Below are 22,117 nucleotides of genomic sequence, written 5' to 3' on the forward strand. Positions count from 1 at the left end.
ATGGACCTCAGCGCTGATGACGGATGCGTGGGTTGGCAAAGCCGTAGAGGATGTCCACTACGAAGTTGACCAGAATCACCAGGCAGGCGATTAACAGGATGCCGTTTTGCACAACCGGGTAGTCCCGGGCGCCGATGGCTTCGATCAGCCATTTACCGATGCCGGGCCAGGAGAAAATGGTTTCGGTCAGGACTGCACCGGCCAGCAGGGTGCCGACTTGCAGGCCGACCACGGTCAGCACCGGAATCAGCGCGTTGCGCAGGCCGTGCACGAACACCACGCGCGAGGGCGACAGGCCTTTGGCCTTGGCGGTGCGGATGTAGTCTTCGCGCAGCACTTCGAGCATCGACGAACGGGTCATCCGCGCGATCACCGCCAGCGGAATGGTGCCGAGCACGATGGCCGGCAGGATCAGGTGATGCAGCGCATCGAGGAATGCGCCCATGTCATCGGCCAGCAGCGTGTCGATCAGCATGAAACCGGTGCGCGGCTCGATGTCGTAAAGCAGGTCGATCCGTCCGGACACCGGGGTCCAGCCCAGGCTCACCGAGAAGAACATGATCAGGATCAGGCCCCACCAGAAGATCGGCATCGAATACCCCGCCAGGGAGATGCCCATCACCCCATGGTCGAACAGGGATCCTCGCTTTAGAGCCGCAATCACCCCGGCCAGAAGACCGAGGATGCCGGCGAACAGCAGGGCGGCCATGGACAGTTCCAGTGTCGCCGGGAAGAGGGAGGTGAACTCGGTCCATACGCTCTCACGCGTACGCAGGGATTCGCCGAGATCGCCGTGGGCCAGTTTGCCGATGTAGTCCAGGTACTGGGCATACAGCGGTTTGTTCAGACCTAGGCGTTCCATTGCCTGAGCGTGCATTTCGGGGTCGACCCGACGTTCGCCCATCATCACTTCCACGGGGTCGCCCGGAATCATGCGAATCAACGCGAAAGTCAGCAAGGTGATGCCGAAAAACGTGGGGATCAACAACCCCAGTCGGCGGGCAATAAAACTAAACATCTTGTGTGGTACCTCATCAGCCGGTTAGGCGTGCCCGGCGACCCTGGGGTCAGGGAGGCCGGGAGTTTCTTATCTACTTCACCTGGGTAGTGGCGAAGTTATTGGTTGTGAGAGGGCTGATGTGATAACCCTCTACGTTGTTGCGCATTGCGGTAAACATCCGGGTGTGGGCCATGCTGATCCACGGTTGGTCCTGATTAAACAGCACCTGGGCCTGTTCGTAGAGCTTCGCGCGTTCGGCCGGATCTACTTTAGCCCGTGCTTCGTCGAGCAGTGCCTGGAATTTCTCGTTGCACCAGCGCGCGTAGTTTTCGCCGTTCTTGGCTGCTTCGCAACTGAGCATAGGCGTCAGGAAGTTATCCGGGTCGCCGTTGTCGCCCGCCCATCCGGCCGAAACCATGTCGTGCTCGCCGGCCTTGGCGCGTTTGAGCATTTCGCCCCATTCCATGACGCGGATGTCGATCTTGATTCCGACTTTCGCCAGGTCAGCCTGCATCATCTGCGCGCCGAGCATCGGATTCGGGTTGGTCGGGCCGCCGCCGTTACGGGTAAACAGGGTAAACACGGTGCCTTCCGGAACCCCGGCTTCCTTGAGCAGGGCACGCGCCTTGTCCAGATCGCGTGGCGGGTTCTTCAGGTCGTGGTTGTAACCCAGCAGCGTCGGCGGGTACGGGTTGACCGCCACGCTGGCGTTGCCTTTGCCGAACAGCGCGTTGACGTAGGCTTCCTTGTCGAAGGCGATGTCGATGGCCTTACGCACGCGCACGTCGCTCATGTATTTGTGCTGGGTGTTCATGGCGATGTACGAGACGGTCATCGCGTCCATCTCGTCGACTTTCAGGTTGCTGTCTTTCTTGATGCTCGGGATGTCATCCGGTTTCGGATACAGCGCGATCTGGCACTCGTTGGCCTTGAGCTTCTGCAGGCGCACGTTGTTGTCGGTGGCGATCGCCAGGATCAGCGCGTCGGCCGGGGCCTTGCCGCGGAAGTAGTCCGGGTTGGCCTTGAAGCGCACCTGCGCATCCTTGGCATAACGCTGGAAGATGAACGGGCCGGTGCCGACTGGCTTGTTGTTGAGGTCGCCGGTCTTGCCGGACTTGAGCAACTGGTCGGCGTATTCGGCCGGGTAGATCGAGGAGAACGCCATGGCGATGTCGGCCAGGAACGGCGCTTCGCGGCGGGTCAGGGTGAACTTGACCGTGTTGTCGTCGACTTTCTCTACGCTTTTGAGCAGTTCCTTGAAGCCCATGCTTTCAAAGTACGGGAAGCCCACGCTCGACAGTTTGTGCCATGGGTGATTCGGGTCCAGCTGACGCTGGAAGCTCCAGACCACATCGTCGGCGTTCATGTCGCGGGTCGGCTTGAAGTATTCGGTGGTGTGAAACTTGACGCCTTTGCGCAGGTGGAACGTATAGGTCAGGCCGTCTTCACTGATGTCCCAGGATTCGGCCAGTGCCGGAATCACTTCGGTGGTGCCGGGCTTGAAGTCGGCCAGGCGGTTGAAGATCGTTTCGGCCACCGCATCGGCAGTGACTGCAGTTGTGTACTGGACCATATCGAAGCCTTCCGGACTGGCTTCGGTGCAGACCACCAAGGGTTTGGCCGAGACGCCGATGGCGGCGCTCAACAACGCGGCAGCGACGGCCGCACGTAGGGGAAGCATTTTCATCGATAACCCTCTGCAATCGGTTGAAGACAAAAAACCGAACGGCCGACTCGTCATGAGTCAGCCGTCGGTTGGCGTTTTTTACAGGATGTTGAACGGGATGGTGGTCACGAGACGGAACTCGTTGATGCTGCCATCCAGCTGGTTTTCACTGGCACGGTGTGCGGTGTAGGTTGCGCGTATTGCGGTAGCCTTGAGCGGCCCGCTTTGCACGGCGTATGCAGCACCGATCCCGTATTCGTAGTGGTGTTCGCCATCCATCGCCAGCACGCTGTCGTAAGCGCCGCCTTTGTAGTGAGTGCCGTCGATGCCCCAACCACGAGCGCTGTAGATGTTGAACTTCAGGCCTGGCACGCCATATTCAGCCATGTTCAGACCGTAAGCGACCTGGAAGGATTTCTCGTTCGGGCCGTTGAAGTCCGAGAGCAGGGAGTTGGCCAGGTAAATACCGTTGGTTTCGTGCAGATAGTCGAAGTACTCGTTACCGTTAATTTCCTGGTACGAGAAGGTCAGGCTATGGGCCTGGTGAGTCAGACCCAGCGACAGCGAGTAGGTATCGTTGTCGATTTCGCCCAGCTTCTTTTTGCCTTCATCGACGGTCTTGTAGTAGTTCAGACCGGTGGTCAGGCTGAGGATCTGGCTATCGCCCAGCTCGTGGGTGGCGCCGAAGTAATACTGTTTCCACATATCTTCAGCCTGAGTTGCCCACAGGCTGGTTTTCAGACTGGCAAACGGCTGGTAGGAAATACCAGCGGTGTTGACGTGATCAATTTCAATGAGCGTGTCAGCATATTCGGAGCGGAACTTGCGCTGGCTTTCTTCCATACGTGGCGAGTTCTTGTCGAACGTAGCGATGTCGAAGGTCAGGTTTTCCAACTCTTCGCTGTGCAGGCTGACACCTTGGAAGCTCGAAGGAAGAGCGCGGTTGCCGATCACATCGACCATCGGGCTGCTGAAGTTTTGGCGGCCGGCGGTCAGAGTGGTATTTGAAACCCGCGCCTTGATGTTGGCCAGACCCAGTTTGCTCCACTGTCCCTCCGCATCGCCACCATCTCGGGTCAGGGTCCGGTTGTTACCGGAGGCGACGTTAGGAATCGGCGCCCCACCGACGTTTGCAGCGAGGTTTTTGCGGTCACGCTCAAGAGCTACAGCGTTATAGACCGCCACTTCAGTGCTGATGCCGACAGTACCTTCGGTGAACCCCGAGTTGTACTTGAGAATCGTGCCTTGTACCCAGTTGATCCGGCGATCAGTAAGTTCGGTTGTACCGTTTTTTTGGTACTTGAACTTGGCACCACGTTTCAATTGCTCATTGGCGTACCAGTTACGCGTCGTACCGGTAATCGACTGTCCTTCGACGAAGCCGGTCGCTTCAGCCTGGGCGCTCTTGGTGTTGACGGTCACCGGGGTGAACGCCTGGCTTTGGGTTTCCGCATAAGCCGTAGCGGTGACGCTGCTGATGGCCAGGGCCAGTATCGCGGTGCTGCTCAGTTTCATGGGTGAAGCTCCTTTACTTTCTTTTTATGCCGGCTTTTTTGGGTGGGCCGGTTATTGGTTTAGAACTCATTTCACACATCGCAAACGTTTGCAAAAGGCCGGATCGGCGAATTTCGGCAAAGCGCTTGCGTGAGGGGATAGACGGTCCCCTCAGCGTTGCGGCTAATCGGTTGGGTTAATCGATACTGACGCCCGAGAACACATTGCGACCGAAGGGGCTGACCTTGAAGCCTTCAACCCGGGCGCTTAACGGCTGGTTGACCGTCGAGTGGGCGACAGGCGTGATCGGCACTTGCTGCTTGAGCAACTGCTGCGCCTGTTTGTAGAGCGTGGTGCGCTGGTCGCGATCGGTGACGACCTTGGCCTCTTTGATCAGCTTGTCGTACGCCGGATCGCACCACATGGAATAGTTGTTGCCGCCAATCGCGTCGCAGCTGTACAGGGTGCCCAGCCAGTTGTCCGGGTCCCCGTTGTCGCCGGTCCAGCCGATCAGGCTGATATCGTGCTCGCCATTCTTGGTGCGCTTGATGTACTCGCCCCATTCGTAGCTGACGATCTTCACTTTCAGACCGATTTTCGCCCAGTCTGCCTGGAGCATTTCGGCCATCAGTTTGGCGTTCGGGTTGTATGGACGCTGTACCGGCATCGCCCACAGGGTGATCTCGGTGCCTTCTTTCACGCCGGCAGCCTTGAGCAGCTCGCGGGCTTTTTCCGGGTTGTAGGCGGCGTCTTTGATGCTGTCGTCGTAGGACCACTGGGTCGGTGGCATGGCGTTGACCGCCAGTTGCCCGGCGCCTTGATAAACAGCGTTGAGAATCCCCTGTTTATTCACCGCCATGTCCAGCGCCTGACGTACTTCGAGCTGGTCGAAGGGCTTGTGGCGCACGTTGTAGGCGATGTAGCCGAGGTTGAAACCCGGCTTGGAAATCAGCTGCAGTTTCGGGTCGACCTTCAGTGCTTCGACATCGGCAGGGCGTGGATGCAGGGTGATCTGGCATTCGCCGGCCTTGAGCTTCTGCACGCGTACCGAAGCGTCGGTGTTGATCGCGAAGATCAGGTTCTTCAGCTTGACCCGGCTCGGATCCCAGTAGTGCTCGTTACCGGTGTAACGGATATTCGAGTCTTTCTGATAGCTCTTGAACACGAACGGCCCGGTGCCGACCGGCTTCTGGTTGATGTCGCTCGGCTTGCCTTCGGCCAGCAGTTTGTCGGCGTATTCGGCGGACAGGATGGCAGCGAAGCTCATGGCGATGTTCTGGATGAACGCGGCGTCGACGCTGTTGAGCGTGAATTCCACGGTCAGCGGCCCGGTCTTTTCGACCTTGGCAATGTTCTTGTTCAGGCTCATCCCGTTGAAATACGGGAATTCGGTCGGATAAGCCTTACGGAATGGCTGTTGCGGATCGAGCATGCGGTTAAACGTGAACAGCACGTCGTCGGCGTTGAAATCGCGCGTCGGTTTGAAGTACGGCGTTGTATGAAATTTCACACCTTCACGCAGGTGAAAGGTGTACTTGAGACCATCCTCGGAAATATCCCACTTGGTTGCCAGTCCCGGTACGACGTTGGTCGCGCCTTTTTCAAACTCGACCAGGCGGTTGTACAGCGGCTCGGCGGCATCGTTATCGGTGGCCGTCGTGTATTGCGCGGTATCAAAACCCGCCGGGCTGCCTTCGGAGCAGAACACCAGGCTGTTGCTGGCGGCGTAACTGGCGGACGTGGCGGCCAACAGGCCGGCGCCCAGCAGTGCGGAAAAAACCAAGGTATGGCGCATGACGCTCCCTCTTTTTTGTAGTGTTGTTCAATGCACCGCGATCCCGTCCAGGGACGCTGAGGTGGCATTGAGCTCAATCCAGTACGTACAGCAAGCCGGTGGCCCACGCAGAAACTGGTCAGAACCCGACGGTAGGTGCCGTGGGTCTGGCAGTAAATGCGCTGAGTCCTAAAGACTCGTAGGAAAAGGCAACACGTCATGTACCACCCTGTTAGAGCAAGGTGGAAATGGCTGTAGGCAAATTCCTGGCTAGTCGGCAGAAAAAAACAGCGGCGCCGCTTTAAACGTCGCCGCTGTTTCTTTTAATTGCTGACGCTGACGCCGTAGAAGGAGTTCAAGCCGAATGGGCTGATCTTGAAGTCCTGCACGTTGGCGCGCATGGGTTGATACACCGTCGAGTGAGCGATAGGTGTCATTGGGACTGCATCTTTGAGGACGTGTTGCGCCTGTTTGTACAGTTCGGTGCGCTTGGCCTGGTCGGTCGTGCGCTTGGCTTCCTTGACGAGGCCGTCGAACTTCTTGTCGCACCACTTGGAGAAGTTGTTGCCGCTGAGCGAGTCGCAGCCGAACAGCACGTTCAGCCAGTTGTCCGGGTCACCATTGTCACCGCTCCAGCCAATGATCATGGCCTGGTTCTCGCCACCTTTGGAACGCTTGATGTACTCGCCCCACTCGTAGCTGGTGATCTTCACGTTCAGGCCGATCTTCTTCCAGTCGGACTGGAGCATTTCAGCCATCAGCTTGGCGTTCGGGTTGTACGGACGCTGCACCGGCATCGCCCACAGAACGATCTCGGTACCTTCCTTGACGCCAGCTTCCTTGAGCAGTTGCTTGGCTTTTTCAGGATCGTACTTGGCGTCCTTGATGGTGGTGTCGTAGGACCACTGGGTCGGCGGCATGGCGTTGACGGCCAGTTGGCCGGCGCCCTGGTAAACCGAATCGATGATCTGCGGCTTGTTCACCGCCATGTCCAGCGCCTGACGTACGCGCAGGTCAGCCAGCGGGTTAGCCTCGTTGCTGCCCTTGACCTTGTCCATCACGTTGTAGGCGATGTAGCCCAGGTTGAAACCGGCCTGGTCAGGCATCTTCAGGGTTTTGTCGGCCTTCAGCGCCGCGAGATCCGCCGGACGCGGGAACAGGGTGACCTGGCACTCGTTCTTTTTCAGTTTCTGGATACGTACCGACGGGTCGGTGGTGATGGCGAAGATCAGGTTGTCGATCTTCACGTCCTCAGGTTTCCAGTAATCCTTGTTGCCGGTGTAGCGGATGTTCGAGTCTTTCTGGTAGCTCTTGAACACGAACGGACCAGTGCCGATCGGCTTCTGGTTGATGTCGGCAGCCTTGCCTTCCTTGAGCAGCTGGGCTGCGTACTCGGCGGACTGGATCGAGGCGAAGCTCATGGCCATGTTCTGGATGAACGCGGCGTCGACTTCTTTCAGCGTGAACTTGACGGTGTGGTCGTCGACTTTATCGATCTTGGTGATGTTGGTGTCCATCCCCATGTCGGTGAAGTACGGGAATTCGGTCGGGTACGCCTTACGGAACGGGTCATCCTTGTTAATCATGCGATTGAAGGTGAACAGCACGTCGTCGGCGTTGAACTCACGAGTCGGCTTGAAATACGGGGTGGTGTGGAACTTGACGCCTTCACGCAAGTGGAAGGTGTAAGTCAGGCCGTCCGGGGAAATGTCCCAGCTGGTGGCCAGGCCCGGGATAACGGCGGTGCCGCCACGCTCGAACTGGCTCAGGCGGTTGAACATGGTTTCGGCTGAGGCGTCGAAGTCGGTTCCGGTGGTGTACTGGCCTGGATCAAAACCGGCCGGGCTCCCTTCGGAGCAGAACACCAGGTTAGTCGCAGCGGATGCGAAAGGTGCGGAGGCTAACAAGCCTGCGCCGACTAAAAACGGAATGACCGCGTGTTTAAGCATGTTGGCCTCATGATTTGTTGTCATTTTTTAATATTGAGGTACGACCTCGTGAGTCGTGCCTGCGGATACTTATGCAGGGGCCATACCCAATGCAAGATCCAGAGTGTGAGCGAGCGTTAAACGGTGGCACGTACGTACCTTAATGTCGCATCTGTATAACTTTTGACGCATTTGACCGTTTGCGGGTGGATTTTACGGTGCAAACGAAGCCCCAAAACGGTGCGCCGGTCACGTTGTGCGCGCCGCATTGGGGCTCGGTGTTACTTATTTATACCCACGCCGTAGAAGGGCGTAAGGCCAAACGGACTGATCTTGAAGTCGGTCACTTCCTTGCGCAGCGGCTGGAACACCGTGGAGTTGGCGATCGGGGTGATCGGCACCTGCTGTTTAAGGATCAGTTGCGCCTGTTGATACAGTTTTACCCGTTGCGCCTTGTCGGTGGTCACCTTGGCCTGCTGCACCAGTTTGTCGTAGGCCGGGTCGCACCACTTGGCGTAGTTGCTGCCCTTGACCGCGGCGCAGCTGTAGAGCACGCCGAGCCAGTTGTCCGGGTCGCCGTTGTCACCTGTCCAACCATAGATCATCGCGTCGTGTTCGCCATTTTTCGCACGCTTGATGTACTCGCCCCATTCGTAGCTGACGATGTTGGCCTTGATGCCGATTTTCTCCCAATCCTGCTGGATCATCTGCGCCGACATGCGTGCATTCGGGTTTGAGGCGCGCTGCACCGTCATCGCCCACAGGTTGATGGTGGTACCCGGCGCAACCCCGGCTTCCTTGAGTAGCGCCTTGGCCTTCACCGGGTCGTACGGCGCGTCCTTGATGTTCGGGTCATACGACCATTGCGCCGGCGGCAAGGCGTTCTGCGCCAGTTGGCCGGCACTCTGGTAAACCGCTTTGATGATTGCCGGTTTGTCGATGGCCATGTCCAGTGCCTGACGGACCTTGAGCTGGTCCAATGGCGGGTGAGTGGTGTTGTAGGCAAGGAAGCCGAGGTTGAAACCGGGCTGCTTGAGCACGCGCAGGTTCGGGTCTTGTTGCATCACTTCGATGTCGGCCGGGCGCGGGTAGCCGCTGACCTGGCATTCGCCGGCCTTGAGTTTCTGCAGGCGTACGGCGGCGTCGGGGGTGATCGAGAAGATCAGGTTGTCGATCTTCACGTCTTCAGGTTTCCAGTAGGCCGGGTTGGCGGCGTAGCGGATCTGCGAATCTTTCTGGTAGCGCTTGAATACGAACGGGCCGGTGCCCACCGGTTTTTGGTTGAGGTCGGCGGCTTTGCCTTCCTTTAGCAGTTGCGCGGCGTATTCGGCCGATTGCACCGAGGCGAAGCTCATGGCGAGGTTTTGCACGAACGCGGCGTCGACATTGTTCAGGTTGAAGCGCACGGTCTGATCGTCGATTTTTTCTACCGATTTGATCGTGGTGTTCAGGCCCATGTCGGTGAAGTACGGGGACTCGGCGGGGTAGGCCTTGCGAAAGGCGTTGTCGGGGTCGAGCAGGCGCTGGAAGGTGAACAGTACGTCGTCGGCGTTGAAGTCGCGGGTCGGGGTGAAATATTCCGTTGTGTGGAATTTCACGCCTTGCCGTAGGTGGAAGGTGTACTGGAGGCCGTCCGGGCTTACGTCCCAGTTGATTGCCAGGCCGGGTTCGACTTCGGTGCCGCCGCGCTGGAATTGGGTGAGGCGGTTGAAGACGGTTTCGGCTGAGGCGTCGAAGTCGGTGCCGCTGGTGTATTGGCTGGGGTCGAAGCCTGCCGGGCTGGCTTCGGAGCAGTAGACCAGGGTGGTGGCTGCGTTTGCGATCGGGGCTATGGCTGTTAGTGCGAGGGTGATTAGTAGTGGTTTTAGGGTGAATCTTTCCATGGAGTCCCCGGGATTTGGAGGTGGTTGTTTTTTCAGGTTAGCGGGGATTTGGGTGTGTTCGGAAATATCGTTTTTCTTGTTGGGGTGTCTATCTCGGTATATCTGGGGCTTTTGGGTGCATATCCGTTGCTGCGGTAACGGCGGCTTGGGGTTCCGCCCTTACGGCGGGTCACTTTTTCCAGACGCCGAAAAAGTAACCAAAAAGGCTTGCTCCTGCGTTCGGCCCGCTCGCTGGGGCTCGGGGTTCCTTCGCTGCGGGATCGATCCGGGCGCAGCGCCTCCGGTTTGCTTCGCTGCACCTCCTCTCGCTGTGTTTGGCTCCGCCAAACGGTCGCTGCGCTCCCACCCCCGGATAAATCCCTCCACTCAGCCTTCCGACGTCGCCCGTGGATCAAGATCAAAAGCGGTACTCGAGCTAACGCTCATCGTGTGAGTGGTGAAAAGCGGGTGCGGCGACTGGCTAAGTGATGGCGGCCTGACAGCCGACCAATCTCTAACGGTCTGCACGCCATCCACTGTGGGAGCGGGCTTGCTCGCGAAGAGGCCCGTCCAGTCACCTGATAAAATTGGTTTGTTTAAAGTCGTTTCAAATAACCAGAACCTTCCCACAAGGTTTTCAGGTTGTCCCTCGGACGTCAGCTCTCTAGCCTTGAACTGTCGCTGAAGATTCAGCGATCGGGTGTGAGAACCCGGCAGTTCATAGTCATTCAGTGCCCATACCCGCATAATTGCCGCCAGCCAATACGCTGTATGCAATTACGTTATGGCGGCTCTGTGCGGGCAGACTTTTGTCTGGCCGGGTGCCTATGACCGGTTTCTCACCCCGCACACAGCTGCCACCTCTTCGTCGTGTGAGAAACGGCTTGAGGTGGCCCAACGTCATAGGTGAAATGCATGTCCAAACCCGTCCCAGATCCACCGCTCGAACCCACAACCCCACTCGCCGAAGCCCTCCAAGCCGAAGACCTCGCAAAAAACCGCGAAGCGATCAAACGCGCCCTCGATTTCTACCTCAGCCCCGAAGCTACAAAACCGCGCCCCCCGAGTTCGATGTTCCTCGTCCATCCGGGCATCGACACCGAAAGTCTGCTAGCCCACGCCTGTGAGTCCCTGGCCTCGGCCAACACCATGGCCAGTGATTTCGCCGATCAGCTCAGTCGCCCGCAGCGCAATACGGCGCTGGCGATTCAGCAGATCATCATGCTGGCCGAGTTGGCGGTGAATCGCGCGCTGGATCGGGTGGATCCGCAGACCTGAGACCGCGTTATCGTTCATCGCGAGCAGGCTCACTCCTACAGGGGAACGCATTCCAAATTGTAGGAGTGAGCCTGCTCGCGATGGCGGCGGAACATTCACCACAAAATCCAGGCACAAAAAAACCGGCGATCATTCACTGATCGCCGGTTTCTCATTCAGCCCACATCAATTCACTGCATCAGCACTTCAATCGAGCCATCGGCGGTCAGGCTGACCTGGCTGGTGCCGGCTTCTACTTCCGGCGTGACCGGTGCCGAATCCGCCATGCCGGCGGCTTTCATCATCATCGGGGCGCGCATGTACGGTTGTGGATAACCGTTGCTGTTAAGGTTCAGGTTGACGATTTTGTACCCCTTGCCGCCCAGTGCATCGGTGGCCAGTTGGGCGCGGGCCTTGAAGGCGCTGACGGCTTCTTTCAGCAACTTGTCCTCGCTGGCTTTGCGGGTCGGCTCGGCGATGGCGAAGTCCATGCCGCCCATTTTCAGGTCGGTCAGCAGTTCGCCGGTGAGTTTGGACAGGGCGGCGAAGTCGGCGCTTTCCAGGCGCAGTTCGGCGCGTTCACGCCAACCGGTGATTTTCTGGCCCTTGGTGTCGTAGATCGGGTAGCTGTTGCGGCTGCCCTGGCGCAGGGTGATGTCTTTGACTTGCTTGGCCTGGGCCAGTGCCTTGTTCATGGTGGTGCTGACGTCGGCGGCGAGTTTGGCCGGGTCGGTGTTTTGCGCTTCGGTGTAGAGCGTCACGATCATCAGGTCGCGGGCCACTTCCTGGCTGACTTCGGCGCGCAGGGAGATCTGGTTGTAGTGCAGCTCATCGGCGGCCAGCGCCGGAAGGCTGGCGATGCTGCCGACGGTCAGGGCGAGAAGGGCGGCGCTGCGGCGAAAGGTGTGCATGAAGGCTCCTTGAATAATGCGCAGGTGTTGGTTCGTCCCTGCGTGAAACCATCAGACTCTAGCTTCTGCGATCCGGTTCGCCCAGTTACAACTTCTATACAGATGCAGCGGGCCGCTGCGCGGCCATTCGCGAGCAGGCTCGCTCCCACTTTTGAAATGCATTCCTCTGTGGGAGCGAGCCTGCTCGCGAAGGCGCCCTTATAGCCGCCGAAAATGTTTTCGCCATGTGGTCATTTGCCGCACTTTCGCCTCTCAAAGGCGCGGCTTGGTTATACTCCGTGCGATCCGCCTGGAGCGCTCATCAGGAGAGCTCATGCTCGCCCCCGTACAACTGACTTCCGCCACTCGCCAGAACCTCTGGCGGCTGACCTTCATTCGCACCCTGGTGCTCGCCGCGCAGGCCGGTTCTGTAGGCCTGGCCTACTGGCTGCAACTGCTGCCGTTGCCGTGGGTGCAACTGGCGATGACCCTCGGCTGCTCGATTCTGCTGTGCGTGTTCACCGCCGTGCGCCTGCGCACTTCATGGCCGGTGACCGAGCTCGAATACGCCCTGCAACTGGCCTGCGATCTGGTGATCCACAGTGCGCTGCTGTATTTTTCCGGCGGTTCGACCAACCCGTTCGTTTCCTACTACCTGGTGCCGCTGACCATCGCGGCGGTGACGCTGCCGTGGCGTTATTCGGTGATTCTGTCGGGTATCGCGCTGGCGCTGTACACCGTGATGCTCACGCGTTTCTATCCGCTGGAAACCCTGCCGGTGGCCCGCGAGAACCTGCAGATCTACGGCATGTGGCTGAGCTTCGCGCTGGCCGCTGCGGTCATCACGTTTTTCGCTGCGCGCATGGCGGAAGAGCTGCGTCGTCAGGAAGAGTTGCGGGCGATTCGTCGTGAAGAAGGCTTGCGCGATCAGCAATTGCTCGCCGTCGCCACTCAGGCGGCCGGCGCCGCGCATGAACTCGGCACGCCGCTGGCGACCATGAGCGTACTGCTCAAGGAGATGCAGCAGGATCACCCCGACGCGATGCTGCAAGACGATCTGAAGGTGCTGCAGGATCAGGTCAAACTCTGCAAAGAAACCCTGCAGCAACTGGTGCGTGCCGCCGAAGCCAACCGCCGTATGGCCGTGGAGATGCAGGACGTCACCCAATGGCTCGACGAAGCGCTGAACCGCTGGCACCTGATGCGTCCGGAAGCCAGTTATCGCTTCCAGCGTCTCGGCCAAGGCACCGTGCCGCGCATGGCACCGCCGCCGGACCTGACCCAGGCGCTGCTCAATCTGCTGAACAACGCCGCCGACGCCTGCCCGGAAAACCTTCAGGTGACGCTGGACTGGGATGCGGAAACCGTGACCATCAGCATTCGTGACCACGGCGCCGGTGTGCCGCTGGCCATCGCCGAGCAGATCGGCAAACCGTTTTTTACCACCAAGGGCAAAGGTTTCGGCCTGGGCCTGTTTTTGAGCAAGGCCAGCGTGACACGCGCCGGCGGCTCAGTGAAACTCTATAGTCATGAGGAAGGCGGCACGCTCACCGAGCTGCGCCTGCCCCACGGCGCCCGAGGAGACCAACATGAGTGACGAAATCCAAGTCGAAGGCGAAGAACTGCCGCATTTGCTGCTGGTCGACGACGACGCAACGTTCACCCGAGTAATGGCCCGTGCCATGGCTCGTCGTGGCTTTCGCGTCAGCACCGCAGGTTCCGCCGAAGAAGGCCTGACCATCGCCCAGGCTGACCTGCCGGACTACGCCGCGCTGGACCTGAAAATGGACGGCGACTCCGGCCTGGTGCTGCTGCCCAAGCTGCTGGAGCTGGACCCGGAAATGCGCGTGGTGATCCTCACCGGTTATTCGAGCATTGCCACCGCGGTCGAAGCGATCAAGCGCGGCGCCTGCAACTACCTGTGCAAACCGGCCGACGCCGATGACGTACTGGCCGCGCTGCTCTCCGAGCACGCCGACCTCGACAGTCTGGTGCCGGAAAACCCGATGTCGGTCGATCGCCTGCAGTGGGAACACATCCAGCGCGTGCTGACCGAACACGAAGGCAACATCTCTGCGACTGCCCGCGCCCTGGGCATGCACCGCCGCACCCTGCAGCGCAAACTGCAGAAGCGCCCGGTTCGTCGTTGAAAGGTTTTCTGGCCAAATGAGCTGGATTGAATGAAACAGGCGCTACCCTGCATTCGGGTAGCGCCTGGGTTCAAGCTACGACCGTGAAGAACATTTTTGGCGATGAGTATTTTTTTCCACCCAGAGTCGCTTCGCATTGCGCGTAGAGATCCAGCCCCAACCAGCTTTTCACGGTAGCTTTTGATACCGGGAGAATGAGCTCGTTGTTTTTACCGCCTTTCTGTTCGGATTTCTTTTCGGAGGCATATCCGATCCAGGCAAGATGGATATCAACCTTGGGGTTATCGGAACTGAATTTGACTGTAATCCCCGAATCACTCACCTCACTGATAGACAGTTTGCCATTCTTGATCGAATCGCTGGTTGGAGCATTAAGCGGGTTTTCTTCTTTGTTCATGACCAATTCCTTTCGTTGTCAGAGGGGTAACCTGCTCTCCTGATTCACAGCGAATTCCTTGCAGGAGGCCAGCCCAGTTGATCAGCCTGAATCGCCCCCCTCTACTGTCAACTCTGACAGTCCCGATGAACGGTACGTGCGCTCGCTGCGATACTGAAACCCCCATGAATCTGAACAATCCCTGAATGAGCCAGTCCCACTCTGGCGATAAAACGAACCGATCAACTATGATCGGTGCGTGTCTGTTCTTTTCTTTATCGAGCCTTTTCCATGAATCAGAACGCTGAATATTCCGCGGTCAACGATGCTGTGCGCGGGCAGTTTTTTCGCAAGGTGTGGGCGATCATCACGCCTTACTGGCGCAGCGAAGAGAAGGGCAAGGCCTGGACGTTGCTGATTGCGGTGATCGCACTCTCGCTGCTGAGTGTGGGTATCTCGGTGTGGTTCAACACCTGGTACAAGGATTTCTACAACGCCCTGCAAAAGAAGGACGAAGCGGCGTTCTGGCGCTTGATTCTGTATTTCTGCGGCATTGCGGCGGTGGCGATTGTCGGTGCCGTGTACCGGCTGTATCTGACCCAGATGCTGACGATTCGCTGGCGGGCGTGGCTCACCGAAAAGCATTTCTCCCGTTGGCTCGCCGACAAGAATTACTACCAGCTGGAGCAGGGTGGTTACACCGATAACCCGGACCAGCGGATTTCCGAAGACCTCAACAACTTCACTTCCAACACCCTTGAGTTGGGGATCGGCCTGCTGCGCAATATTGTCAGCCTGGTGTCGTTCTCGATCATTTTGTGGGGCGTGTCGGGCAGCATCGAAGTCTACGGCATCACCATTCCCGGCTACATGTTCTGGTGCGTGCTGGTCTACGCCGTGGTGGGCAGCTGGCTGACGCATTTGATCGGTCGTCGCCTGATCGGCCTGAACAACCAACAACAACGCTTCGAAGCCGACCTGCGTTTTTCCATGGTGCGGATTCGCGAGAATGCCGAGAGCATCGCGTTGTACAACGGCGAGCCGAACGAGAATCGCCGCTTGAGCAACCGTTTCGGCATGGTCTGGCATAACTTCTGGGACATCATGAAAGTGTCCAAGCGCCTGACATTTTTCACTGCCGGTTACAGCCAGGCTGCGATCATTTTCCCGTTTATCGTTGCGTCGCCGCGTTACCTCGCCGGCAAGATCGAACTGGGTGAGCTGATGCAGATCAGCTCGGCATTCGGCAACGTCCAGGAGAGTTTCAGCTGGTTTATCAGTGCGTATCAGAGCCTCGCGTCCTGGCGTGCCACCTGTGATCGTCTGCTGAGTTTCCGTCAGGCCATGACCGATAACGAACAGCGCACCCCGGCCATCGATGTGCAGAATCAGGGCAGCGAACTCAAAGTGCACAATCTCGGCCTGGACTTGGCTGATGGTCGTCACCTGCTGACCAATGCCGACATGACGGTGGAGCCGGGCGAGCGGGTGATGCTCAGCGGCCGATCCGGCAGCGGCAAGTCGACGTTGCTGCGAGCGATGGGGCATCTGTGGCCGGCGGGCCACGGCAACATCCGGCTGCCAGCGGCGCGCTACCTGTTCCTGCCGCAGAAACCGTATCTGCCGATCGGCACCTTGCGCGAGGCCTTGAGTTATCCACAACCGGGCGATACCTACGCGCCAGAACGTTACGCGCAGGTGCTGGAAATCTGCCGGTTGCCGCATCTGGTTGCGCGTCTGGACGAAGCCAATCACTGGCAGCGCATGCTGTCGCCGGGTGAGCAGCAACGCCTGGCTTTCGCCCGCGCCATGCTTTATGCACCGCAATGGCTGTACATGGACGAAGCGACGTCGGCGATGGATGAAGAGGATGAGGCAACGTTGTATCAGGCGCTGATCGATCAGTTGCCGGGCCTGAGCATCGTCAGCGTCGGCCATCGCAGCAGCCTGAAGCGTTTCCACCCTAGACATGTGCGGATCGACAGCGGGCATCTGGTGGAGCAGGCCGTGACCGCTTGATCACCACAACCCCCTGTGGGAGTGGGCTTGCTCGCGAAGGCGTCTCTTCAGTCGACAAATCGGTTGCCTGACACACCGCCTTCGCGAGCAAGCCCGCTCCCACATGGGGTATTGTGAGGCGGGATGTGATCGTACAACCCGCCTGCGCTATGATGCCCACCAAGCCGAATTTTCGAGACCAGACGTTGACCATGGAAAACCCGATCGACACTCCACGCCTCCCACGCAAGCGCCGCAGCCTGGCTCAGGAGCTGGTGACGGTGCTGACCGAGCAGATCCGCGACGGTCTGCTCAAGCGCGGCGACAAATTGCCCACCGAGTCGGCGATCATGCAGGAGCACGGCGTCAGCCGCACCGTGGTGCGCGAGGCGATCTCCCGTTTGCAGGCCGCCGGCCAGGTGGAAACCCGCCACGGCATCGGCACCTTCGTGCTCGACACGCCGAGCCCCAGCGGTTTTCGCATCGACCCGGCCACGGTCGTCACCCTGCGTGACGTGCTGGCGATTCTCGAATTGCGCATCAGCCTGGAAGTGGAGTCCGCCGGCCTCGCCGCGCAACGCCGCAGTCCCGAACAACTGGCGACCATGCGCGCCGCCCTCGATGCGCTGAACGACAGCGTGGCCCACGCCAGCGATGCGGTGGCCTCGGACTTCGCTTTCCACCTGGAAATCGCCCTGTCCACCGGCAACCGCTACTTCACCGACATCATGACCCACCTGGGCACCAGCATCATTCCGCGTACGCGGCTGAATTCGGCGCGCCTGGCCCATGATGATCAGCAGCACTACATGAACCGCCTGAGCCGCGAGCACGAGGAAATCTACGATGCGATTGCCCGTCAGGATTCCGATGCGGCGCGAGCGGCAATGCGCCTGCATTTGACCAACAGCCGCGAAAGACTGCGCCAGGCCCATGAAGAGGCGCAGGCGCAGGGGTGAGGTTGAATCAGTCTTTAAGCTCGACTGACAGTTGCATTGAAAGCTTTTGGTTGCCCCCACTTTCGAGGGAGTACTGCAATACGGCGTTCGTTTCAGCATTGAGCATTTTTTCAAACGTCGCTTTCGGGATTGGCAATACAATCGGCTTTCCGACGGTGATATCAGTCAGTACGGTCTCTGTATCCCATTCCAGGGAGCCGTCCGAGTTACTCACTGTCAGTTTGATCGTGTCCCCAGAGGCTGCGTTTGGAAGCTCGCGCACTTCCCCATGGGCGGAATCAATCAGGTTATGAACGTAGAGCACCCCATTGACCGCTTCTTTAAGCGAAGGAGCCGGCAGCATTGTTACAGCGAAGCTTTTGTCTTTCATGTTCAAGATCCTTTTGGTCGTCCAGGCCGATATCGGCACGACCTGATTAATGTCTTGATCACGAAAGCAAAGCACCTGTAAGAAATACCAGTCTCGACGAACGGTAAGCCGCTGATTCATGCAACGACAAAGCGCTTTCGCGAGCAAACCCGTTCCCACACTTGAAATGCATTCCAATGTGGGAGCGGGCTTGCTCGCGAATGGGCCGCTGACTTCAGCGCGGCAATATCGAGCGATCCACCCTCACCGCCAGTTTCGCTTTACCCGGCTTGGCAGCAAACGCCACCTCGCCTGATTGATCCACAACCCCCCGCGCAATTGGCTTGCCATCTGCCAGCAACTCCAGCGGTGCACCTTGCAGCGACTGTCCCGACGCCAGTTCCAGTTTCAATCTGATCGTCATGCCCATTCTCCTTAATTGACGTTGCCGCTCGGGTGATAGTCCTTGAGCAGCAGGTAGGTGCTCCAGCCCCACCAGTCATCGATGGTGGCGGTGTCGTTGAGGTTGTTCACATCTTTGCGCCGCAGCACCTTGCCGCCCTCGACGCGGAACAGCGGCGAGAAGTTATTCGAAAGATTCAGCACCGCCGTCAGATCCGGCAGGCGTTGCAGCGCGGCAAACGTCGAAGGGGCGGGCACGTTGCCGCTGAGGTAAGCGGCGAAGACTTCATCCGCCGAGGCCTGCACCGTTAGATTGACCTGGGTGCGGTTGTCCGCGTCGCTGGTTTCGAAGTAGCGCTTGTCGCCGTACGCGCGCCATTGATCGCCATGGGCGTTGCGCACTTTGAGGCCGAATTTGCTGTCTTCGTCGTGCATGAAACGGGTCACCAGCGAGCCGAGATCGCTCGGCGTGACCACCGCCGCCATCTCCTTGCGCGGCACCCGCAGATGGCCGGCAGAGAACAGGTCAGTGAGGAAGTGGTCGGCAAATGCGTTCATCGCGTAGGCCCGTTCCAATCGTTGTTCATCGTGAGTGGCGCGGGCCGCGACTGCGGTTTGCAGGGCGGCGGTGTGGCCAGCGATGTAGGCCAGTCTGGCCCATTCGCCGAAGTGGTCGGCGTTGTTCGCCGCCAGTTTCAGATAACGTCCGAGCGGGAACAGCGCGGAGACAAAACTGCCGCCACCGGTGATCTTGTTCCACTCTTCGGACAACGTATCTCCGAGCGCGTCGTAGGCTTCGTGCGGTGCTTTGCCGTCCTTGATCGCCTGTTTGACCGCGTCGATCTCCTTTTGCATGACCGCGAGAATCTGCGTGGCCTCGGCGCGGGAGGCCGGCATCACGGCGAGAGTGTCGAATGCCGCGCTGAAGCGATTCAGGCGATCGGCAGGGGTCGCGCCTTCGTTGATCGGTCGGTCGACCACGCCGTAGAAATCTCCAGCCAGCGCCACCACCTGGCCGTAGGTCAGTGCGAGGCCGTTGGGCAAGTGTAAGGGCTTGGTTTGCGCGCGGATCGGTTCGGCGGTTTCGCTGAAGCGCAGCAGGGTGTTGTCGCCGATGGCCGTGTGTTCAGCGCCTTCAAAGCGCAGTGGCGGTCGAATGTTCAACGCTTTGCCGGGGAGGGCGGTGGCCGGTTCGACATCGCTGTGGGCGTCGGCGATGTGCAGCAGCAGACGCGGATTGTCGGTGCTGAAGTGGATGCCGTTTACAGTGAAAAGATCTTCGAATCGGGCGATGACCAGTGTGGGTCTTTCCTGTGGTTTTGCATGCAGTCCGGACATTTCTGGCTCCTTGATATGTCGTCGGTGGATTTATTTTTAGCTGTATGGATATACAGTTAAATCGATCCTAGCCCAGATTTTTCCTACGTCAAGAACGAATCTTGTCCGACAAAAAGAGTGAAGCGACGATGAAATGCAGTTGACGGTTATCTTTTAAGTTGTACGATGACCTACAACTTCAGCGCTGGCTGAACCATAAAACTCACAAAAAAATGTTGCTACCCAGGGTGTTCGAAAAATGAATCCACAAGAACTGAAGTCCATCCTCTCCGCCGGTCTGCTGTCGTTCCCGGTCACCGATTTCAATGCCCAGGGCGATTTCAACCGCGCTGGCTACATCAAACGTCTGGAATGGCTGGCCCCGTACGGCGCGTCGGCACTGTTCGCCGCCGGCGGCACCGGTGAGTTCTTCTCCCTGGCAGCCAGCGAATACTCGGAAATCATCAAGACCGCGGTCGATACCTGCGCCAGCAGCGTGCCGATTCTGGCCGGTGTCGGCGGCTCGACCCGCCAAGCCATCGAGTACGCCCAGGAAGCCGAGCGTCTGGGCGCCAAAGGTCTGTTGCTGCTGCCGCATTACCTGACCGAAGCCAGCCAGGACGGCGTCGCCGCCCACGTTGAAGCGGTGTGCAAATCGGTGAACATCGGTGTGGTGGTCTACAACCGCAACGTCTGCCGCCTGACCGCGCCACTGCTGGAACGTCTGGCCGAGCGCTGCCCGAACCTGATCGGCTACAAGGACGGTCTGGGCGATATCGAGTTGATGGTGTCGATCCGTCGCCGCCTCGGTGATCGCTTCAGCTACCTCGGTGGCTTGCCGACCGCTGAAGTCTACGCCGCTGCCTACAAGGCGCTGGGCGTCCCGGTTTACTCCTCGGCGGTGTTCAACTTCATCCCGAAAACCGCGATGGATTTCTACCACGCGATTGCTCGCGAAGATCACGCCACCGTCGGCAAGATCATCGACGACTTCTTCCTGCCGTACCTCGACATCCGCAACCGCAAAGCCGGTTATGCCGTGAGCATCGTCAAGGCAGGCGCCAAGATCGCCGGCTATGACGCAGGCCCGGTGCGGGCGCCGCTGACCGACCTGACCGGCGAAGAGTACGAAATGCTCGCTGCGCTGATCGACAAGCAAGGCGCGCAATAAACACCGACCCACAAGGCCGCTGAGCAATCAGCGGCTTTTGCGTAGAGAGGAGAATTTTCTGTGGCTGATTCCAAGCGTTACGACAACTACATCAACGGTGAATGGGTTGCCGGTGCCGATTACTCGGCCAACATCAACCCGTCCGAGTTGAGCGACACCATCGGCGACTACGCCAAGGCTGACCTGACTCAGGTTAACGCCGCCATTGATGCGGCCCGCGCCGCGTTCCCGGCGTGGTCGACTTCGGGCATTCAGGCCCGTCACGATGCTCTGGATAAAGTCGGCACGGAAATCCTCGCCCGTCGCGAAGAACTCGGCACCCTGCTGGCCCGGGAAGAGGGCAAGACCCTGCCCGAAGCCATCGGCGAAGTGACCCGCGCCGGCAACATCTTCAAGTTTTTCGCCGGTGAATGCCTGCGTCTGTCCGGCGACTACGTGCCGTCGGTGCGCCCGGGCGTCAATGTCGAAGTGACCCGCGAGGCCCTTGGCGTGGTCGGCCTGATCACCCCGTGGAACTTCCCGATTGCCATCCCGGCATGGAAGATTGCTCCGGCGCTGGCCTACGGCAACTGCGTGGTGCTGAAACCGGCGGATCTGGTGCCGGGTTGTGCCTGGGCGCTGGCGGAAATCATCTCCCGCGCAGGCTTCCCGGCTGGTGTGTTCAACCTGGTGATGGGCAGCGGTCGGGTGGTCGGCGAAGCACTGGTCAACAGCCCGAAAGTCGATGGCATCAGCTTCACCGGTTCGGTGGGCGTGGGTCGGCAGATCGCTGTTAATTGCGTGTCGCGCCAGGCCAAGGTGCAACTGGAAATGGGCGGCAAGAACCCGCAGATCATTCTCGACGACGCCGACCTCAAACAAGCGGTCGAGCTCTCGGTGCAGAGCGCGTTCTATTCCACCGGCCAGCGTTGCACGGCGTCGAGCCGCCTGATCGTCACCGCCGGGATTCACGACAAATTCGTCGAGGCCATGGCCGAGCGCATGCAGTCGATCAAGGTCGGCCACGCGCTGAAATCCGGCACCGATATCGGTCCGGTGGTTTCCCAGGCGCAGCTTGAACAGGACATGAAGTACATCGACATCGGCCAGTCCGAAGGTGCACGTCTGGTCAGCGGCGGTGGTCTGGTGACCTGCGACACCGAAGGCTACTTCCTCGCGCCAACGCTGTTTGCCGACAGCGAAGCGTCGATGCGCATCAGCCGTGAAGAGATCTTCGGCCCGGTGGCCAACGTCGTTCGCGTGGCCGATTACGAGGCGGCGCTGGCGATGGCCAACGACACCGAGTTCGGTCTGTCGGCCGGTATTGCCACCACGTCGCTGAAGTACGCCAACCACTTCAAGCGCCATTCGCAGGCCGGGATGGTGATGGTCAACCTGCCGACCGCCGGTGTCGATTATCACGTTCCGTTCGGTGGCCGTAAGGGTTCATCCTATGGCTCACGTGAGCAAGGGCGCTATGCGCAAGAGTTCTACACCGTGGTGAAAACCGCCTACATCGGTTCCTGATACACGCAATACCTGTGG

Annotated in this window: 18 protein-coding genes; 7 read left to right on the top strand and 11 right to left on the bottom strand. The window is 59.1% G+C overall.

Annotation, left to right across the window (positions count from 1 at the left end; all coding sequences use genetic code 11):
* Positions 1–7 precede the first annotated feature (7 nt).
* The 6 genes from H043_RS0104080 to H043_RS0104105 all read right to left on the bottom strand — a co-directional run bounded on the left by H043_RS0104080 (position 8) and on the right by H043_RS0104105 (position 9,745).
* Positions 8–1,018: an ABC transporter permease subunit gene (locus tag H043_RS0104080; RefSeq protein ID WP_007953665.1), complete on the bottom strand. Its 1,011-nt coding sequence runs from the start codon at positions 1,016–1,018 to the stop codon at positions 8–10.
* A gap of 73 nt (positions 1,019–1,091) precedes the next feature.
* Positions 1,092–2,687, bottom strand: a complete 1,596-nt coding sequence (locus H043_RS0104085; protein WP_027610813.1) for an ABC transporter substrate-binding protein — start codon at positions 2,685–2,687, stop codon at positions 1,092–1,094.
* Between the two features lie 78 nt (positions 2,688–2,765).
* Entirely contained in the window at positions 2,766–4,181 is a 1,416-nt protein-coding gene (locus H043_RS0104090) for an OprD family porin (RefSeq protein WP_027610814.1), read from the bottom strand.
* 175 nt (positions 4,182–4,356) lie between these two features.
* Positions 4,357–5,955: an ABC transporter substrate-binding protein gene (locus H043_RS0104095; RefSeq protein WP_027610815.1), complete on the bottom strand. Its 1,599-nt coding sequence runs from the start codon at positions 5,953–5,955 to the stop codon at positions 4,357–4,359.
* A gap of 302 nt (positions 5,956–6,257) precedes the next feature.
* Positions 6,258–7,883: an ABC transporter substrate-binding protein gene (locus tag H043_RS0104100; RefSeq protein ID WP_027610816.1), complete on the bottom strand. Its 1,626-nt coding sequence runs from the start codon at positions 7,881–7,883 to the stop codon at positions 6,258–6,260.
* A gap of 260 nt (positions 7,884–8,143) precedes the next feature.
* Positions 8,144–9,745: an ABC transporter substrate-binding protein gene (locus tag H043_RS0104105; protein WP_027610817.1), complete on the bottom strand. Its 1,602-nt coding sequence runs from the start codon at positions 9,743–9,745 to the stop codon at positions 8,144–8,146.
* An 894-nt stretch (positions 9,746–10,639) separates the two neighbouring features.
* Between H043_RS0104105 and H043_RS0104110 the strand changes: the two genes are divergently transcribed.
* Positions 10,640–11,002, top strand: a complete 363-nt coding sequence (locus tag H043_RS0104110) for a DUF6124 family protein (protein WP_027610818.1) — start codon at positions 10,640–10,642, stop codon at positions 11,000–11,002.
* Positions 11,003–11,172: 170 nt separating this feature from the next.
* Here the strand turns inward: H043_RS0104110 and H043_RS0104115 are convergent, their stop codons facing one another.
* Entirely contained in the window at positions 11,173–11,892 is a 720-nt protein-coding gene (locus H043_RS0104115) for an SIMPL domain-containing protein (protein WP_027610819.1), read from the bottom strand.
* Between the two features lie 313 nt (positions 11,893–12,205).
* On the opposite strand from H043_RS0104115, the gene H043_RS0104120 reads away from it, so the two are divergent.
* Together H043_RS0104120 and H043_RS0104125 are read left to right on the top strand one after the other, a co-directional pair.
* Positions 12,206–13,468, top strand: coding sequence for an ATP-binding protein (locus H043_RS0104120; protein ID WP_027610820.1), 1,263 nt, complete (start codon positions 12,206–12,208; stop codon positions 13,466–13,468).
* A complete protein-coding gene (locus H043_RS0104125) occupies positions 13,461–14,021 on the top strand; it encodes a response regulator transcription factor (protein WP_003221630.1) in 561 nt (186 codons plus the stop codon). The genes H043_RS0104120 and H043_RS0104125 overlap by 8 nt, the downstream gene beginning before the upstream one ends.
* 70 nt (positions 14,022–14,091) lie before the next feature.
* On the opposite strand, the gene H043_RS0104130 is transcribed toward H043_RS0104125, so the two are convergent.
* A complete protein-coding gene (locus H043_RS0104130) occupies positions 14,092–14,418 on the bottom strand; it encodes a hypothetical protein (RefSeq protein WP_027610821.1) in 327 nt (108 codons plus the stop codon).
* A 270-nt stretch (positions 14,419–14,688) separates the two neighbouring features.
* Here H043_RS0104130 and H043_RS0104135 point away from each other — a divergent pair, with 270 nt between their 5' ends.
* Together H043_RS0104135 and H043_RS0104140 are read left to right on the top strand one after the other, a co-directional pair.
* The gene (locus H043_RS0104135) at positions 14,689–16,416 is read left to right on the top strand and encodes an ABC transporter ATP-binding protein/permease (protein WP_027610822.1); all 1,728 of its coding nucleotides are present in this window, start codon (positions 14,689–14,691) and stop codon (positions 16,414–16,416) included.
* Between the two features lie 191 nt (positions 16,417–16,607).
* Positions 16,608–17,354 carry a FadR/GntR family transcriptional regulator gene (locus H043_RS0104140; protein ID WP_177325602.1) on the top strand — a complete coding sequence of 249 codons (747 nt, stop codon included), beginning with the start codon at positions 16,608–16,610 and terminating at the stop codon, positions 17,352–17,354.
* 7 nt (positions 17,355–17,361) lie between these two features.
* On the opposite strand, the gene H043_RS0104145 is transcribed toward H043_RS0104140, so the two are convergent.
* The 3 genes from H043_RS0104145 to H043_RS0104155 all read right to left on the bottom strand — a co-directional run bounded on the left by H043_RS0104145 (position 17,362) and on the right by H043_RS0104155 (position 19,443).
* Positions 17,362–17,724, bottom strand: a complete 363-nt coding sequence (locus tag H043_RS0104145) for a hypothetical protein (protein WP_049827807.1) — start codon at positions 17,722–17,724, stop codon at positions 17,362–17,364.
* A gap of 214 nt (positions 17,725–17,938) precedes the next feature.
* Positions 17,939–18,127 (bottom strand): hypothetical protein, encoded by a 189-nt coding sequence (locus H043_RS0104150; protein ID WP_027610825.1) that lies wholly within the window; start codon positions 18,125–18,127, stop codon positions 17,939–17,941.
* A gap of 11 nt (positions 18,128–18,138) precedes the next feature.
* Positions 18,139–19,443, bottom strand: coding sequence for a phosphatidylcholine-hydrolyzing phospholipase (locus tag H043_RS0104155; protein WP_027610826.1), 1,305 nt, complete (start codon positions 19,441–19,443; stop codon positions 18,139–18,141).
* A 238-nt stretch (positions 19,444–19,681) separates the two neighbouring features.
* Here H043_RS0104155 and kdgD point away from each other — a divergent pair, with 238 nt between their 5' ends.
* Together kdgD and H043_RS0104165 are read left to right on the top strand one after the other, a co-directional pair.
* Positions 19,682–20,593, top strand: a complete 912-nt coding sequence (kdgD, locus tag H043_RS0104160; RefSeq protein ID WP_011332448.1) for a 5-dehydro-4-deoxyglucarate dehydratase — start codon at positions 19,682–19,684, stop codon at positions 20,591–20,593.
* A gap of 60 nt (positions 20,594–20,653) precedes the next feature.
* Complete coding sequence (locus H043_RS0104165; protein ID WP_027610827.1) at positions 20,654–22,099, top strand: aldehyde dehydrogenase family protein; 1,446 nt, start codon at positions 20,654–20,656, stop codon at positions 22,097–22,099.
* The last annotated feature ends 18 nt before the right edge of the window (positions 22,100–22,117 follow it).

The sequence above is a fragment of the Pseudomonas sp. URIL14HWK12:I6 genome (assembly GCF_000514195.1).
Lineage (GTDB): Bacteria > Pseudomonadota > Gammaproteobacteria > Pseudomonadales > Pseudomonadaceae > Aquipseudomonas > Aquipseudomonas putida_A.